Consider the following 18676-nt stretch of genomic DNA (forward strand, 5'->3'; position numbering starts at 1 on the left):
ACATGGGCACACGGCGCTGTTGAAACTTGATGCTGGCAGTCACCAGTCAGCCCGCCTGCATCCGGGCTGGGTCAAACTGATGGTCCTGTCCGGTGAGCTTAAGATCGGCGATCAAACCCTGCAGTCCCATGAAATGTTTATGATCCCGGCCAATACCGCCTATACCGTGGATGCCCTCACAGAGGTTTACTGTCTCGCCATTTCCGAACTGGATGGCGTGGAGTTGGCCCGCTAATTCTTTTTCTGCCAGCCTGCCGAACACCGTGCGCAGGCGACGATCCCACTCTATTTTTTAGACCTGTCTATCACGGGCCAACCTTGTTGGCCCATCAACGGGTGCTATCTGGAAGAGAGCAAGTTATAAAACCAGGTGACGTTGTCACTGTTTTTTTTTGAGTTATGTTAAATAGGTAGGGATTCACTTTATTGCCTACGACCAATTAGCCATGGCAACAAAGCATGCTACGCGTTACAGTTAATAGAATGCCGATACGTTGGTGGATTTAAGCTCGGGTTAACGACGCGATTTGGCGAAGTCTGCAAGGTTAGATGTAGCTAATTTATTTCAGATTTCACGTAGCGCGATCAAAAAAGGAGGGCATTTTGACCGGTTCCAGACAGCTTCTACCGGTGATCCAGTCATTGGAGAGTCAGCTTCATTCACCAGCAATACGCAACAATGTGAAGGCCGTTGACGAATTACTGCATGTAGATTTTGAAGAAATTGGTCGTTCAGGACAATGCTATAACAGGCAGCAAACCGTTGCTGCGCTTGAAAGAGAAAGCAGCCAGGTTTCAATTCTTGCTGAAGAGTTCAAACTGTCCATCATTTCTCACGGCACAGTATTGCTTACATACCGAAGTTTTCAACGTGACGCTGATGGAGGGATTAGCCGACACGCGCTGCGATCGTCACTATGGTTGTTATCAGATAATCGCTGGCAGATACGGTTTCATCAGGCTACACCAATGGAGGATTTTCGTTGAGACAGCGCCATTTAATTTAACATAATCAGTATTATGCGCACCAAGGTTGTAACAGCAAAATTGTAATGTCCGCCTTAGGCTAAGTTAAGATGTCCGGCGTGTATAATCAAGTAAGGATTACCATGACGGCTCTCGCAGCGGAGTTTTTCACTTTGGCTGAAGTTAATCGACTCAAGATTATTCAGGACGTCATCGACCGGCGTCTGACAACACAGATGGCAGCTCAGCGGCTTGGGATATCCGACCGTCAGTGCCGCCGTCTTCTTGCTCGTTATCGTGAAGATGGTCCACTTGGAATGACCAGCCGTCGCCGTGGTAAAGCAAGCAACCATCAGTTGCCTCAGGGACTGGCTGCTTACGCGCTCAATATTATTCGAGAACGCTATAACGATTTCGGCCCGACGCTGGCCTGTGAAAAGCTGTCTGAGGTTCATGGCGTACATCTTTCCAAAGAAACTGTGCGTAAGCTGATGACTCAGGCCAGTCTGTGGGTCCCACGTAAGCAACGTGCGCCAAAAATTCAGCAGCCTCGTTACCGTCGTGCCTGTGCCGGTGAACTCATACAAATCGACGGCTGTGATCATCACTGGTTTGAAAACCGGGGACCTAAGTGTACGGCACTGGTTTACGTAGACGATGCAACCAGTCGTTTAATGCAGCTTCGTTTCGTGAAATCTGAGTCTACTTTCACCTATTTTGAAGCGACCCGTGGTTATATTGAAAAACATGGTAAACCGTTTGCACTGTACAGCGACAAAGCCAGTGTATTCAGGATCAACAATAAAAATGCAACCGGCGGCGACGGCGATACACAGTTTGGCCGTGCGATGCCTGAACTGAACATTCAGACCATCTGTGCAGAAACCAGCGCAGCAAAAGGTCGTGTTGAGCGGGCGCATCAGACCCTTCAGGACAGACTGGTCAAGGAACTCAGGCTTCAGGGCATCAGCACCATGGAAGCTGCAAACGCATTTGCCGAAGAGTTCATGAACGATTACAACCGACGTTTCTCAAAAGCGCCTCGCCAGGAGTTCGATGTTCACCGGGAACTGGATGTCGATGATGATCTTGATATGGTGTTTACTTGGCGTGAAGCCCGCCGCGTGTCGAAATCACTCACGGTGCAGTACGACAAAGTGCTTTATCTCATTGAAGACAGCGAATTCAGTCGTCGGGCAATTGGTAAATATATTGATGTTTGGCATTACCCTGACGGACATAAAGAGCTCCGACTTAATGGCATATCACTTCCCTACTTCACCTATGACAAATCCGGTGGCGGCCCTTCACGCAGGCGCAAAGCCCCCACGACGAAGAAATCACAGCGTTCACTGGATGAGGACGATATGTTCAATGCACTGGTAAAACTTCAGTCACGATCTGAAGAAATATTTGGTAAGAAACAGATATGAAAACCCGGAGGATAACTCCGGGTATATTAACTATCGGGGTAAAATTTTCAAGTTCTCTTCAAAATAATCATCATAAATAGCCTCATTATTCTTCCGCATGAATCTGTGGAGACAATTGGGCACAGGATTCGAGGTCGATCGATGGGCATAAACCTCATCCTGAATCGATCTTAAATCATGAGATAAGATGTCATCGTTTATAATGCCACTTATCCTTATATTCTGTATTTTTTTCTCAATAAAATCTTTAACACGCATAATTCTATTAATAGATTTGTTGTTTTCAACGTATAAAATTATCACATGTCTAAAAAACGGGAGCATGAAAACAATATAAAACAAAAAATCTTCCAGCGAGGATTTAGACCATAAACCATATGCAAGAAGTACCAAAAAGGAAAGTAACATAGTGATAAAATATATTTTGCTCATTACATCGCGCTGTGCCTTATCCCAGCCAAAATTTTTCGCATGGCATAATTGAAGAAAAATGGAAACAGGTTATTCCGGTGTCTTGATTTTGTGATCCACTACAAAAAAATGATGGACACTATTTTCCCGGAACAGGAGTCTGCTGCACAGACGGTCTAATTGAGACGCTTACCCGCAATGGCTGGGCGGAAATCGACAACAATATCGCAGAGAACGCACTGCGAGGTGTTGCGCTAGGCCGAAAAAACTGGTTGTTCGCCGGGTTGGATAGTGGCGGTGAGCGTGCTGCCATCCTGTACTCGCTGATCGGCACGTGTAAACTCAATGACGTAGAGCCGGAAGCCTGGCCGCGCTATACATCGGTCATATCCAGGACTGGCCGTCGAATCGGGTACGCGAGCTACAACGGACGGGAAGACGGATATGGAGTACCTCAGCAAAGTCAGCGCGGAGCAGCTGAAACTGGTCTCCAGCGCACTGAAAGTGATCCGCACAGTCAGGGCCTGCGCCATCACGTCCCATCGACCGTGGTATCCCGGGGCGGGTGTGAACAGCGCAATACTGCGAGCACACGTCGTTATATCGGCAGACAGAAATTCTGGCGCGTCAGGGCGCGGATCTGGTACGCAATGTCACGCACGGTTAGGCCACGATTGTCGAGAACCGTGACCGTCGGGGTTTTGCTGAACAGCGATGTACTCATGGGAGGCATCAGTCAGTTTCCTGGGTATCATTTTCATCTTCATCAACTGTGAACCACGACGTGTACAGAGTGCGGCGGGAAAACCCTTTCGCCGTGATGACCTGCCGGATACGTCCCAATGGGTCATAGCAATACGTATCGGCATACAGATCCTGACGGGCACTGTCATCACTGACATAACGCCAGTCATTGAGGAAATACGGTTGAAAAGTCCGGATTGCCTGCCCCTTGTTGTCGTATTCTGTCCGCCCAGTGACAGCCCAGCGAGTTGAGGTCTCAGTCTCCTCAGACACTCCATCGAAGTTCGTCACCAGAGAGCCATCGGCTGCACGCTGCAAGGCCATCCCAGCACACTGTAGAGACGCTGACTGCAGCAGGCGACCAAACCCGTCGCTGAATGCCACCTGCTGACGAATCTGCTGGTTCGAATCACAGTCATAGCGATCAGTCACTAGTGTTACAACATGAGGGGGCTGCTGGTCTGTCTCGTTATATAAATACCAGCTGTCTGTCTCATACACCATGCACTGTGCCACTGGTAGGGGGGGGCTCAACTCAAGCGCAGCTTCTGTGGTAATGGGGAGTTTTATGCCTTTATCGCTATAGCCGGTTATCACACCGTTTTCGGTACCACAAAAACGGCTACTGGTCACCCGTCCCAGTGCGTCCAGTGTGACAGAGTGGACGTTGTCATTAGCGTCTGTCACCCGGAATGGAGTCAGGAAGCGCCAGTCATACTCTGCGGAAGAACTCAGACCAGCAGCGTCCGTCAGGCAGGTTATCACACAGTCATGGTTATCCCTCTCTACAGTCACTGCACCGGTAAGCAGCGAGGCCTGGCTGTGCTGTGGTAACCAGAAATGCTCTCCGGGGCCGTACGTGGTATACCCCTGTCGCACTGTCCATAATCGCAGATTCTTCTCTGAAGGCAGTTCAAACAGGTATTTGATTTCAGAGAAATACCCAGCCTGAGCAAGGTCAGATACCGTGATGTACTCCGTCACACTGTTAACCATGGTAGCATCCAGCACTGCAGATTCCGTAAAGGCAACCCGGGGTGGGAAAGCCGGCACCGTGGTAGTTGCTGCCCCGAGCTCATCCTGATACCAGACCTGCTGCTGTCCGGCAAACTGACGTGCATTATTGTCCGCCAGCAGGTTATCCGTCAGAAGGGTCTCGAGCGTCACCCCCTGTGATTCGGAATAGTTGTTATGGGTAAAGACATCCAGGCGGATACCGCCAGCCAGCCCAGTGACCCGGAGATCTTCTGTAGGAGTTATCAGACTGAGCCAACTGTGCCGCTGTTGAGTCAGATGCAACGTCTGCTGCTGCTCATCAAAGCTGGACGCATACAGCGTTTCAGGTAGCGTGTCCGGGTAAGGACTTTTTGGCGATATAATACGACGCGGGTAGCTGATGGTGACCTGGCGCAGGGGTAAACCTGATACATCACTATTCAGCAGCACCTGCTGACTGCACAGTGGGTCACTGTTGACTTGTTCATAATTGTATACCCGACTTTCCACAAGCGTGGTCCAAATGACGGGGTACCTACCTTTCTCCTCCACCAGTCTCACCTGTGGGCGGTTTTCCGAAACACTGTATGGGACGCTGACCAGGCCATTATCATCCGTTCCATACAACTCATCACGGAGCAACTGACCTTTAAGGCCTCGGCTCAGCCAATAAGCTGTGCCATTATCAGGTTCGTATACTCGTTCACTTTCACCGCTTCCGGTGGTGAAGCGCGGGGAATATCCTGCATAAGCCGCGTTGTCACCGCGCCAGTATTCCTCAGACAGAATGTTGTCCACCGCCGGAAATCCTGTAGCATACCAGCTACGGCGTATGGACGGGGGACTGATATCTCCGGCCTTGCCATTACTGGCAAGTATGTCAGTATCTATCACCTCTACAAAGCCAAAGCCACGGAATTCCCGCTCCCGTCCGTCCCAGACGCCGTGGCGGTAACGCACACTGCTGACCAGTTTATTTCCGGTGATTTCATCCAGGATTTCAGTGCTCTCCAGCGTGTGCAGGGGCAAGGGAAGATGGCAGGCGGGCACCGATTTACCAGCACTGACAGCCTCGGCCTTTTCATCCAGCCAGAACTGCGCTGAACTACGGTAATGCAGGGTGTGCTGCGCCCCCATATGATTATTCATACCGCTGAGCAGCCAAGGTTTGCGCTCTGACAGATGAAGGATCCAGTGGTGCGGTGCCGGATGTGTGATGGTTAGCAGCAAGCTGGCCACGCTCAACCCCTGAATATCCGCCACCTGAAGGCTACAGGTGCGGTCATAGAACACCCCATCCGGAAACGGAATTGTGAATGGGGCTTCGAACCGGTTACCACTCAGATTGCGATAAACCAGAAGATGGTCACTGAGAGCGTAAATCAGGTCCGTGGTACCAGAGCCGTCCGTATCTGCCATGTACAGCTGTTCCGGATTGAAGTTTGCCTCCGGTTGGCTGAATCCAGGGATGTTAACTGGAGTGCTAAACTGGCCGTGGCCAGAACTGGGCCAGTAGCGTACACCGCTAGCGCGCACCTCCACCAGATGCTGAAGACCACTGCCATCGATATCGCTGAACGCTACCATCACGCGAGCATCCATCCCAGGGATCGGCAGCGTAATGCCAGCAGACTGCAGGACCGTCTTAGCCTCATACCAACCATCCCCGGAACCACAGTAGAGCCTCACGCTTTTCGGGCCGATAAGAACCAAGTCTGCCAGGCCGTCACCAGTTAGATCCGCCATTCTGGCACGTAGATGGCGGAACTCCATAGGCAATGCTGACAAAGGCGCAAAATGCTGCCACTCCTGCTCTAGCGAGCGACCGTAATAGCCGGCGGAACCGGGGGCGGTAACCACCCATTCAAGCATACCGTCACCATTCAGGTCCATCAGGCCCCCCCCCTCCAATAAGGCCGGCACCAGGGGGAGTGGTGTTGCTTTATCCCAGGTAACCGCATCCAGACCACCGTCCAGATGACGAACCGGTGCCCGGTACCACCAAGCCCCCAGCTCCTGATACAAGATACCAGCGATGGCCTCACCATTGAGATCCACCATCTGCCAGGGCTGCTGCAGGTTAAAGCTCTCAAAGTCTTCCCGGGGTTGCCACGCAAATGAAGCCAGTGGTGGCGGAGCCTGCCAGCTGAAAAGCAACGAGGGAAGCGACAGGGGAATACCGTCAGATTCATATGCTACTTGTTGGACCGTTTGCAGGGTGGTAATTGCAGGGGCCGCCAGGTAGCCCAGCTCTAGGCTGGAAACAAGCTGTGGCACATCGACTGACTTTTCGTTTCCTGCCAGTGCCGTTATGGCATGATACATCAGCACCCGCTGGCAGAGGCGACGGGTTCGCACCTCAAAGCCGTATTCTCGATTGGAAAAACAGTCTTGCCGGCATAACCAAGTACCGCTACCAGGGGGATGCCAGTTGGGGGGAGCCATATCTCCACGCTCGCCGTAGTCCAGTACCAAGGTGAACAGCCAGTCACCAGCGACAGGTATAGATTTCAGCAGGGAGGGTAGTGATCTTCCGGCTGTCCGGTTGCCGTACCAAATGGCAGCCAGATAGCGCTGTGCGGTGGCTCCGGGATGAGTCGTTTTTTCGTCTGGTGCACATCCGTACTCATCCTCACATCGGTACTGCCAGTACATCTGCTCTCCAGTTGCTGATACGGATGATTCCAGCATCCAGGCGGCGGTACGCCCAGAGTGCTGCGGGTCGGCGATACGGGACAATGGATCTTTCCCAAGCAGGTGTACCTGCCCGTCATTGCGGAGCCAGACCCAGAAATCCTGATTTTTTCCCCCGTTCTCAGGCACCCAGTACTCCATGATGCTGAAGCTGGTCTCTGCGCGGGAGCGGTATGCCTGTACTGTATAACGCCGGTTCAGGTTCACTCCGGTCAGCGTGGTAGCGCTGCGAGTTTCAGGCACACTGTGCTCGTTCAATACAGGGACCAGCACCTCCCCTTCCGGCCCGATAAACTCATCCGTACCGTCATATTTCGGGACGCCTTTTTCGGTGCGCAGACGAATGTTAGGAATATCCATCCCCCATCCCATCCCCCATACGCCGTTGCCTGCCCGGCTGTGATAACTGAGGGACAGATCGGGGAAATAACCGCGCCCACGACTAACTGGCAAGGGCAGCGATAAGGTGGCTGCTCCGTCAGGCCCGCCCCCTGCCACGTGGCCTTTAAGGCCGCTGATGGCACCACCACCGGTCGGCAGCGACGGGCGTTGTAGCGCTAAACTGTCAGTATTTTGCATAATAACCTCTCCACCAGTCAGGTGGTCAGTGGCCAGTCTCCCTGACTGGCCAAGAACGGGGGCGACGACGTTCAACACGCCCTGTGCTCTCTACACTCGGTAAGTATCAAGCCTCACTTGGCTAGCCCTTGGCGTTTCGAGGAACCTGTTGTGTCATCTTCTTCTGCTTTTTGGCACCAACTCATCACGAACGGCAGACGCAAATTTAGCCCCACCATCCAGCGCCGTGTACTGGATGTGGACCAGTACATCGTCTAGCGCCTCAAGCATAGCCTTTTGTTCCGGATCGGCGCTAAGTGGAACGTTGCCACTTACTTTCTCATCCACCGCGCGCGGGAATTGTAGGGTCCAACTGGACACTACACCAGTACCTTCGAACGGCATATAGCGCCCATCCTGCACCATCAGTGCAAAGACGCCATTATCATCCAGCCCCCCGGATAGCGTCACCTGTTGGCTGGGTCGCAGATTAGTCACTACCCCCGTATTTGAACCGGTCTGCGGGTTGTTCAGGTATTTGACACCTTCAATATCCGGTTTGAACAAGGTTGAGCTCGATGACTGCGACAGGGTAGCCCGCACATTCTGATAAGGTCCCAGCAAAGTCGGCAGCGTGATGCTTACCTGCTGTAGACGGCGAGCATAATGTCCCGGATAATCATTGTCGAACAACGCTTCTTTCAGCTTGAAAGTGAAACTGCCCTTACTTTTGGCAGGCTCAAAGCTGTTGCCCAGCAGTGATCTGAGCGAGACAGTACGGCTGATATTGAGTGGGCGCTCGTTGCGTGTGTAATAGGCACGCTCCATACGTTGTAAATCCAGTGCCAGCGCCTGACCAGCCAGCAACCCTCTATAGGAATTGTTCCAGGCATTGGTGCGCATGAATGTCGTAGTAAAATCGCCCAGCTCATATTGCCAGCACGACTGCACGTTCATACATAACGACAACACGCTGTCATACGCCTGATAGTACAGCGCTGACAATTGTCCGCTCAGCCATTGGTACAGACTGGCCTTGGTAAAACGACGAGTTAGAAACTGCAGCATTGCCTGTTGCTGTTTCTGCTGCATTTTCGCCTGTTCGATTGTCGTGCGCACCGCCTGCTGACGAATGGCAAGCGCATCTAGCTGTTTGTCGATCATTGTTGATTCAAGTTCAGCCTGAATAGATTGCTCCTTCCACTCATCGCGACGACGGCGATAGCTCTCCGCCTGCGCAAGGCGGCTCGAATGCAACTCCAGTGACTGGCGTTTCAGCCCAAACCCGGAACCCACCGCATAACTCAGGGCTCCATAATGCATCCCTCCATCCGCAAATCCAAAAATATTAGGGGCTAAGTCAGCAGCACCACCGGCAATATAAAAGCTTTGTTCCACAGTACTCATCACACCAGACTCCATCTGCAGATCCATCGATGCTTGCTCGGCTGGGCTGATATTGCCGGTATAATTTTCCCAGTAGAAATCGAACCGCTGTTTGGCAATCGCTTTTTGCGCGTTGAGTGCTTCGACATCGGCATCAAGCGCCTTGAGTTCTTGCTGCTGCAAGCTGATGGCAAAACCCGATAGATCGACCATCTGCTGTTGCCCCAACTCCATTTGCTGTGCACTTTCCCCCCGTTCAAGGAAACTCAACAGCATATCGCCATACTGGGTCAGCATGTTGACCGCGGCGGATGCCACCGGCAACATGAACGCAAATCGATAAGGCAGCACGATTTGCGGTACTGGCAAGCCGGTACCGCTCTGTGAGCCAGTTACTGCCCGCTGTGTCAGCAGAGCCAGCGGATCAGCAGGTGTCGCATATAATGGCAGGTTCAGCGGCTTACCGTCGATCGACAGATTATTACGGAGATTGTAAAAGCGTGAATCCAGCGTATTCCAATAGCCAAGCAACTCGCTGTTCAGTGGAGGACGGAACTGTGGATTATCGAGCATTGACAGGAAAGAACTCCCCCTGGAGGGCATGTCCAAAAGGTGAAATCCTGCTTCTTCTTCGAAGGCTCGCAGCGCTCTGTTGGGGAGAGCTGAAATCTTGCTAAGTGAATTAGGCTGCCATTGTTCACTGAGGGTTACATCCGGCCTCGGTCCCAGAAACTCCATCGCGATGTCGTAATAGACCCGTGCTGCCGTCAAACCGTCCGGTGTCACCATCCGGTACTGACTGTCGCCAAGGGCAAGCAGGGTGCGCAAATAGGCCTGATAGACAGCCTTCTGGTAAATCACCGGGTGTGCATAGGCTAACGCATCCGGATCGAGAAGCCCCCCCGAAATATAACTATTTGTTGCACTCTGTTCAGCCCCGGAACTAATAGCGTAATTATTCCAGTAATCGGGCGGTTTGATATCGCTCTCGGCATCTTCCGCTCTGTTTCTGGCTCCGGGTTCGAAAATGTAATGATACCAATGCTGGGCCAGTTCATTCTGCCCCTCACAGGCAAAGCGACTGGCGACCATAAAGGGCACGTGGAAGAACAGTTCCCAGAAATAAAGACCATTAGCGCCAGTGTAATCCATCGTTACGAGTTCGGACTCAGAATTAGGATGCTCCATCAACGGTGGTTCGACCTTCGTCGCCTGTGTACTATAACTCAATAGTGAACTAAGACTCACATTGGCTTTCTCAATCAGAAGCGGCACAAAGGTCGTATTGAGACGTACTAGCGTTGGTCCCTGTGCGCTAACAAGTTCCTCTCCACCAATTGCTTTACCGGCGTAGCTGTAATGCTGCTGGTAAACGCTATTTCCAGAGAAAGATTGCTTATTCGATACCCATGCAACCACCCAGCCAGAATCCTGGTCGCTATTTTTATCATCTGACAGACCAACAATGACGGGCATATTTTGACTACCAGCAGTAAAACTGTTAACTAGAATTTCTGTATTAACTGGCTCACCCTCAGAATTATAACGCTGCTGGAAAACATCCCAATCTCTGCTACTATTATCAACTTTACTTTGCCAGGTAACTATCCATCCCCCGTCATCCAGACCCGTCATATCTGGGAAAGCCGTCCCAACATAAACATACGTATTGACTGTGATCACTTCATTAGAAAACTCATTAGCGTCTTTATTAAAACGCTTTTGAAGGATACCTGCGTTTTTTATGTTCCAAGCAACAACCCACCCACCATCATCCAATGCACAAATACAACTTTTCTCAATAATATTTTGACTCGTGTAAACATCTCGTTCCTCCCCATGAGGATTACCATTCAAATCATAGTGACGCATCTTGACAATATATGTGTTGCCAACGTTACATACCCATGTTACGACCCAACCGCCTTCAAGCAACCCCGCGACAACAGATCGCTGACAGGATAAAGTCAATGTTGCTCCGGAGGAAGTCTTGTTGACTGTCGTTATATTGCTTTTAACACCATCGGCAGAGAAAAAACATTGCTGAATATCCCAGGGTGCACTTTCATTTTGCCATACAACGACCCAGCCACCATTGTTGAGAGCCGCGACACATGGATTTCTGTAATTTAGTTGATGGCCACTTATGTCAATTGACCTACCTCTAGGTGTGCCATCGCGATTAAAACATTGCTGCTGAATGCACCAATAATGTCCAGTTGGACAATAATTCCAGGCAACAACCCATCCTCCATCCTGTAAGCCGGCAACTGACGCCTCCCGATAGTATCCCCCGTTCGGTAGTACGACAGTCTCAGCAGCAACTCTTTTTCCCATACGGTCATAACGCTGCTGATGAATACGCCAATCGGCGTACCAAAGGATTATCCAGCCGCCATCACTCAGAGCGCCTATATTAGCTTGAGTAGCGTCAATCCCTTGGTCGTTCTGCTCCATTCCCTCGAAGCTCAGAAACTGAACGTTGCCCTCAGAGGTATCGTAACGCGTGTGGATGGTTGGCCCCGTAATCGGCGTTGAGTCGTGTTCTTTGAGTTTAACCTGAAATGTCCATTTCTGGGTCCCTTTATTAATTTGAAGTTTACCGGATAACTCTATCATCTGCATGATAATTCGATAATTATAATAACCATTGTAGTTTTCGGAGCGACTTGATACATCATGGATAAGATCGATAGAATGATTGACATCCAGAACACTCCCTGGGTTATATTCTGAAAGTTCAGGAAGCCTTTTTTCTTCCAACCTTTCATTGTTATATTGAAGATTAAGATAAATTTCCGGCCTAAAGTCATTAGCAAGGAATACTGTCCCACTCATATCAATATAATTTGTAAGAATATATGTATAACCCGCCTTGTTTGTAATCGTCATATAAATAGAATCGAATTTTTTTGCTGTATTAATGTCTAAGTTATAAGCAGTAATGCTATTTGGGTTACTTTGATTTGGGTGAAAATCAGAAATATTGAACGAATCTACAAATTTCCCTTCATTATACAGAAGAACCGTAGAGGAGATGACTGGATTTAGACCGCCAATACAAATATATAGTCCAGAACTTTTGTAGCGATTTTCACTCTTTGTCAACCAGACGTTGTCTATTCGATTTCCGTTAGAGTCGCAGAACCAATCTATGGAATATTGACCGTCCAACCCGTGAGCATCTTGAAGAGTTGCATTATGTACCGGCACCTCTACGCTCGGGTCGTGGAACCATTTGTTTTTACGATACGGGTCATTTGCCGTGTCAGGGCAATTACCTACTTTCCCTAAAACCTCCAATGTGATCCCATCGCTTAGAATTTTTACCGTTGGGGGCGGGAACGATAGCCCCCAAGAGTGGTCATCTTCAGTCCCTTCACTCTTGGGAGGCGCAACGAGCTCGAATTCCTTGCCGATCGAACAATATTGGATCGGCAAAATAGTAATATCATCTTCTATATTCCCTGGTTTGTAGCGCTCGAAGTTGGCTTCCATCAGAGTGCTCACGGTCTGTAAGTCAATCATTGAGGTATCGCAATACACAAAAGCTCGATCTGGAAATTGTTCGATTCCTTTTACATTTGCCTTATAACGGAATAAGCCAATAAACAGGTTACCCTCCACACGCGCACTGACAGGCAACTGGTCCGCTATGCTGCGGTTGAAATCAACGTGCGCAACAGTATCCACAGATTTAGGGTCAAAATTGCCACTTTCATCCACATCAAGGGACTTATCAGCCACAGGCGTAGATAGTGCTGCCAACGAGGTCGTCTGCAAATCACCAACAGCAGGGGCAGACCAAGTATCATCGTAACGCAGATAAGCGTAGTGAATTGTGTATTTATGGACCGTGCCTCCGTTCACTGTCGGAGCTGGATTTCGTTCGGCCCAAGTAACATAAAGCCGGTTGTTAAAATACACCGGCCGGACAGTCCAATTCAGAACGCTGTCACCGCTAAGCGGCAGGTCAACGGGTTGCCAGTCGTTCCAGCAGTTCGGTGTGATGAACTCACCATTCCCCGGAGCCTTGTTCAGATCCATTGAACGCCAATAATAGTGATAAGGTTGTTCCGCTGTGCGACCAATAAAGAAATATTTACCCTGCTTAAATTCAATTTGATTGCAATAGCCATTGACGACAAGAAGATTGCTAACATCTTCAAATTTATTGAGATAGGTCAGGACAGCATCCTGCACTCGGTCAGGATCTAACTGGTTCTGATTGAGCGTATTTTCCAACTCGCGAAAGAACAGGCTCTTGCCCTGACGTGTCGAAGGCGATATATAATTTTCCGGATAATCACTAACCTGCTGGGCTGCTGACCAGATGGCATATTGACTCTCAATATCCCGCCATTCATCCAGGTTTTCCTGTTGCATCGGTTCGAAGCCAGGCTCTTTGTTAAGCGCTATGCGATAGAGATATTGCTGCAAGCTTGAGATCGTTTGGGCCACTTGGCTGGTTTTAACGTCTTCACTGACATCAGGGTCAATCAGAAGATATTGATAAATATCTTCATCTGTAACCGATTCCCCAGCCAATTCTGGAGCCACATAGCATTTATAATAGGTCAACAGTGCATCACGATGGGTTTCGTTGAGCTGTTTTGCAAGTGTAGCCTGAATCATTTTATTCCTCCTCGCGTCCAGGCAACGCATCGACAGTGTCAATAGCTGGCCGTACATCGTTGCATGAATGATGGTTGTACATGAGTGCGGCTTGACATATCCAGCACTCGAAATCATTGTGGAGACACCATCGAACATATTCACTGGTCCAGACAGTACTCCGATCAATAGATCACAGCGCTACAGACTGTCTGTATCCAACAACAATCGCCTGCCCTATTTGCTGCCAGTCCTCATAGTGGCTTTCCAGTTCAAGTGTTTCAAGTTTGATCAGGTCATCCACCACCAAATCTGTCTGCTGGCACAGCTCTTGAAGTCGCATCACGGCGGCAATCCGGAACATGGTTGCGACGGGATCGCTGGGTGAATTGGTAATATACGACAGCGCCTTCTTAACGCTTTGAGTGTCCCAGTCCAACGTTTTAGCCAAGAGACTCAGGCTGGTTTCTTTGGCAAACTCGTCCTGGCTACCGGTAGCGAGAACGTCCAGTAGATCGTCTTCGCTCAGTGTTGTCCGATGCAGCCATTGCCGATAGGATGCAAAGCTGAAATGCGTCGACAATAGCATCGATGAGGCTGTATTGTTGGTAAACCAGCGTCTGTTACGGACAAAGACATCAAGCATGAGCGGGCTCAGTTCATAGAAACCCACTACTTGGGTATAATGTACAAAGCGGTTCAAAGCCCAGTTTAGCTCCTTGTCATCCGCTGCCTGCTGCTCGGCCAGCACCAACACCGCCGCGAGAAATTGATAAGGCGTAACATTAGCCCAGCGGCAGAAGGACAGAACTAGCCCCTGATCGACCGATAACCATTGCGCCACACACACACTGAGCACATCATTCTGAGCCTGCTGGGCGGCCTGTATCACAGTATTCAGAGTCGTCCGGGTTTTTAGCTTACAATCCGTCGACAGTTTTTGTTCATCCACAATGGCCTTGACGCGTTCATCAATCTGCGTCGCATCAAGCATGAAGGTTAAAGGATCATCCAGCACCAGACCCTGCGCATCAATTACAGGATTCGGGGCGCTGCTTAGTAGTACCATCCAGTCGAGATGTGCACCTTGCTCATCAACTTGGGGCAAGTCAATATGCAACAACTGGCTGGGGGCCACCAAGATCGGTTTCACCGATTGGTTAAGCTGCTGCACGAGATCAAGTCGTCCCTGCGAGTTCGGAAAAGAGGCATCGTCCAGTGGCGTAGCAATCTCACCGATGCTCAATCCAGTCTGTGCCAGCCAGTCTGCTGCAACCGATATCAGCAACAACCAGTCCAGCCAATCACGCCGGTTAGCGGAGAGCTTACCGTCATGCTCGATCATCGGGGCAGTAATCAGATGTTGTTGGAGTGGAACACCTATAAAGCCCTCATCCAGAATTCTGACCAGTTGCATGAAACTGACCACATCCAAACCAAACCAGCGCGATAACATCACAACACGATAGAACGATGAGATGTTCCCCAGACTGTTGTCAAACTTCTCACCCATTAGTGAGGCCAAGAAACGCATATCAGCATCGGAAATACCCAGTCCCGCAGCCAGCTGCTTCATAATGCGAGCATCTCTTTCCGTGACTGCTGCGGGAACCACCGGTTGCCAATCCACGCAATATGGCTGGTCGAACAGCTTTATGCGGTTGAAGACCCGGTCCAGCAGTGGAATACCTGGAGCGATGGCATACGGTGTTATCTGGTCAGTGATGGCAGCGAATTGCTCGGCGGTTACCCCGTAGCGTCTCTGGTAATAGTTGAATACCCCCAACAGGCGCGTCGTGTTGGCATTCATATACAGGCCGAGATTACCGTCCGCCTTGTCGGACAAAAAACCTTCCGCATGCATGCCAGCAGTGATCAGATAATCAAGCTGATCGAACGGAATATCCAGCACCCGTTGCAACCGGATCAATCGGTTCATACGGTCCATACGATCATCCGTCAGTTCATTCAACGTCAGTTGGCCATTGCTTTCTTTTGAAAGATGTAGTACTGGCTTCTTACCACCATGCAAATAAACCGCCCCGTAGTTATAAGGTTCATGCGTGGTCTGATCCGTGAGCGGGCCCACATCAGCAGCACCAACGAAAACCAGGTTACGTACTCTGATATTTGGCGAGACAATAACCTGGTCACTGCCAACCTTGCATGCCAGCATGTTTTGTAACTCAGGCACTGAAAGACCGACGCGCTCGGTCAGTTCATCAACAGCACTGAAATTGCTGGCATAGTATTGACAGGCGCCGATCACCGCGCCAGTGCCAAAATATGTAGAATAGAAAGAGAGCTGTTCTCTGGTATATATATTCCCTTCCTGATAATGCACACTCGCAAACGTATAGCTAATGTCCGTCCAGTAGCGCTTATTCTTCGAGTCATACATTCGAACAAAAAATTTGACACAACCATCGGGGGGCATAGTGTCTCCATTTCTGGAAGGATCAAACCCAAAGGCCGGTACACGAAGAATAAGATCAGCATAATTGGATTTACAATTCACATAGGTATTATTTAACGAGTACCACTGATTTTCTTTTTTTGGCTTCCATACACACAAATAGTTTATTGCACCAACCTTGACATTCTTTGCTACTCCAGAGTTATGTAAACTAATAGCAGTATGCCAACCGTTATTTTCGCTTACTGATTTAACAACCGTCGGATTGGTTGGATCATCCGTAACACCAATTTGAGGTGGTGTAATGAACGCAACCTCACTGAGCGAATACCACGGCGTAAGCTCAGAGACGCTACCTTTGAGGTAATTATCCCCCGCTGGGAAGGACTCACCATCGTTCCCAGTCACATAATACATCACAGTACTGAAATAAGGTGGATGTTCAATGGTTTCACACAGCGTCGGGGAGATCATGCTGCCAATGCGCAGCGCATCGCTCTCCTCAGAGGATCGTGCTAATGGACGGCCATGCAAATACAAGCTTTGGCCTTCACAATCAAAACGCTGCTGAAAAATCTCACTGCCATTTCTGTCGGTGGCGGTCCAGGTAACCCCCCACCCACCATCGCCCAATCCGGTCAGCATCACGGAGCTGGGCTTGGTGGTGGTATTGTGATTAACTACGCCTGTACCTCCGACAACGGTACCGTTGCTGTCAAAGTACTTTTGATAAATCACACTTCCAGTTGACCACGCAATAACCCAACCACCGTCCTTAAGTCCTGTACAAGATGGTTTATTTAAGTCGCGTGCGAAAGAATACTGAAAAAGCCTAGAGCCCAAACTATTATAGCGAGACACTTTCATGGTTTTGTTGCCCGAATAATTATTCATATAAACAACAATCCAGCCGCCATCGGCTAAGGCCGCCACAGCATTCGCTCTATTTTCAGCAGTCCACGACGAATACTCCACATTGGTCTGAGGACCTTTTTTGTCGCCGCTAGCCTCAAATAATTGCTGAACAACATATTTTTTATTGGTCCAAACGACACACCACCCACCACCTTTAATAAAGGTAATAGATGCATTGACATGATCTGAGTTCAAATCAGTGTTAACTCGAGTTTCACTTCCATACACGGTCCCGTTCTTACTGAAACGTTGCAGATAAACATTCCATGTGCTGCCCTCCTGCCCTTTACTTTGCCAGACGACAACCCAGCCACCATCTTCCAGTGCTGCTATTTTAGCGTTATTTTGATCACCAGCAGTATGGGTATTGACTAGAGTCTCCTTATTTACCGGAGAACCATCGGGACCAAAGCGCTGTTGGTAAACATCCCATCCAGCAGCTGCTTGGCCCTTGCTTTGCCAAACAACAACCCAGCCACCGTCTTCCAGGCCAGCAACGCAAGGGTCAATCTGATCGCTTCCTGTATAAGTGTTTACTCGGTTTTCTGGTCCGACGCACATGCCCGAACTATCGTACCGCTGTTGATAAATGCCCCATCCACTACCATCCTGGCCCTCGCTCTTCCAAACAATGATCCAGCCGCCATCTTCCAAGGCTGCGACATCCGAAACCATCTGGTCGCCTTGCGTATAAGTATTGACCTGTTCATCCGAATAACCTTCCAGATTAAAATAGGGCCATGCTGGATCGGCGAGGAGCTTTGTATCGGCAAGGGTGGTATCACAGGCTTTCATTCCTTGTTGTGCCTGCTCAAACGCAAAATGATAGGGAAGACTGTTCGGATAAAAGGTCGAAGCCAACACCTTATCTGTTACATTTTTTTGAAGTTTAGACTGAATAGCACTGCTTAAAATGTTATTCACGATATCAAGTGTAGACACAACCTTATTGACTGCCTCGTCGTTGATAATCAATGCCGGGATATCTGGGCGACGCTTGATAAGCGAATTAAGTTTGTCTTGTTCAGCGCTTTTTTCATGCTTTAAAACCAATTTATATAATGAAGCCACATAGGCGGCAGGAGATATGTTGGCATCAATTGCTTGACCTGGTGCCATTGCCTGCCAATCCGGCTGAAACTGACGGACATAGCTTGGCCCCTCATTTGAGAATGGGTCGGACTGGGCCTCTACATTGACCTGACGACGCTGGCGATAGGCAAAAGCCACCTGTTGGGCATAACCCATAATCCGATCATACAACTCCGCCGCGTCAGAATGAGGCAGGAGGTCATGATGGTCACGGATAAATTGCTCCCGGGGGAGAGCAGTAACATCAAACACTGACGTAAAACCGCGCCTGGACAACGAATTTTTTTGCAATCCGAACTTTTTTTCCAGATGAGCAATAAATTTACTGCCTTTATTCACCATAATGTCTATCCTCGGCTTGTCTGATATTGGCTATCTATCTACACAGCCAGAGCTCGCTAAGTAAACATCGTGGCCACATTCGTTCGGCATTGCAGCACAATGTCCCGGT

8 protein-coding genes and 2 pseudogenes are annotated in these 18676 nt (G+C 49.7%); 5 read left to right on the plus strand and 5 right to left on the minus strand.

Annotated elements, in window-relative coordinates:
* The 3 genes from H5P17_RS23945 to H5P17_RS23955 form a co-directional block, all read left to right on the plus strand.
* On the plus strand, window positions 1–235 hold a 235-nt coding region (locus tag H5P17_RS23945; RefSeq protein ID WP_182825607.1), incomplete at its 5' end, for a hypothetical protein.
* A 368-nt stretch (window positions 236–603) separates the two neighbouring features.
* Window positions 604–987, plus strand: coding sequence for a DUF4440 domain-containing protein (locus H5P17_RS23950; protein ID WP_182825608.1), 384 nt, complete (start codon window positions 604–606; stop codon window positions 985–987).
* 122 nt (window positions 988–1109) lie between these two features.
* The gene (locus H5P17_RS23955; RefSeq protein ID WP_182825609.1) at window positions 1110–2399 is read left to right on the plus strand and encodes an ISNCY family transposase; all 1290 of its coding nucleotides are present in this window, start codon (window positions 1110–1112) and stop codon (window positions 2397–2399) included.
* 30 nt (window positions 2400–2429) lie between these two features.
* Here the strand turns inward: H5P17_RS23955 and H5P17_RS23960 are convergent, their stop codons facing one another.
* Entirely contained in the window at window positions 2430–2891 is a 462-nt protein-coding gene (locus H5P17_RS23960) for an S-4TM family putative pore-forming effector (RefSeq protein ID WP_370570057.1), read from the minus strand.
* Window positions 2892–3007: 116 nt separating this feature from the next.
* Here H5P17_RS23960 and H5P17_RS23965 point away from each other — a divergent pair.
* Window positions 3008–3291: pseudogene (locus H5P17_RS23965) on the plus strand (transposase domain-containing protein); the annotation flags it as partial.
* Window positions 3249–3459 (plus strand): annotated as a pseudogene (locus tag H5P17_RS23970) (IS66 family transposase); the annotation flags it as partial. The pseudogenes H5P17_RS23965 and H5P17_RS23970, both read left to right, overlap by 43 nt.
* Here the strand turns inward: H5P17_RS23970 and H5P17_RS26730 are convergent.
* From H5P17_RS26730 to H5P17_RS23985, 4 genes are all read right to left on the minus strand, one after another.
* Entirely contained in the window at window positions 3409–3534 is a 126-nt protein-coding gene (locus tag H5P17_RS26730; protein WP_255477992.1) for a hypothetical protein, read from the minus strand. The pseudogene H5P17_RS23970 and the gene H5P17_RS26730 sit on opposite strands and share 51 nt — an antisense overlap.
* Window positions 3535–3542: 8 nt before the next feature.
* Window positions 3543–7823 (minus strand): SpvB/TcaC N-terminal domain-containing protein, encoded by a 4281-nt coding sequence (locus tag H5P17_RS23975; RefSeq protein ID WP_182825610.1) that lies wholly within the window; start codon window positions 7821–7823, stop codon window positions 3543–3545.
* Between the two features lie 153 nt (window positions 7824–7976).
* On the minus strand, window positions 7977–13823 hold the full coding sequence (locus H5P17_RS23980) for a neuraminidase-like domain-containing protein (RefSeq protein WP_182825611.1): 5847 nt from the start codon (window positions 13821–13823) through the stop codon (window positions 7977–7979).
* Window positions 13824–13995: 172 nt separating this feature from the next.
* Entirely contained in the window at window positions 13996–18567 is a 4572-nt protein-coding gene (locus H5P17_RS23985; RefSeq protein ID WP_182825612.1) for a Tc toxin subunit A, read from the minus strand.
* Between the last annotated feature and the right edge of the window lie 109 nt (window positions 18568–18676).

Origin of the sequence: Serratia sp. OS31 (genome assembly GCF_014164835.1) — a bacterium.
GTDB lineage: Bacteria > Pseudomonadota > Gammaproteobacteria > Enterobacterales > Enterobacteriaceae > Serratia > Serratia liquefaciens_A.

What these genes read in the sequence shown, in the direction of transcription:
- H5P17_RS26730 (WP_255477992.1), bottom strand. Translation starts at nt 3,534, where the DNA reads ATGAGTACATCGCTGTTCAGCAAAACCCCGACGGTCACGGTTCTCGAC.
- H5P17_RS23980 (WP_182825611.1), bottom strand. Translation starts at nt 13,823, where the DNA reads ATGATTCAGGCTACACTTGCAAAACAGCTCAACGAAACCCATCGTGAT.
- H5P17_RS23985 (WP_182825612.1), bottom strand. Translation starts at nt 18,567, where the DNA reads ATGGTGAATAAAGGCAGTAAATTTATTGCTCATCTGGAAAAAAAGTTC.
- H5P17_RS23955 (WP_182825609.1), top strand. Translation starts at nt 1,110, where the DNA reads ATGACGGCTCTCGCAGCGGAGTTTTTCACTTTGGCTGAAGTTAATCGA.
- H5P17_RS23975 (WP_182825610.1), bottom strand. Translation starts at nt 7,823, where the DNA reads ATGCAAAATACTGACAGTTTAGCGCTACAACGCCCGTCGCTGCCGACC.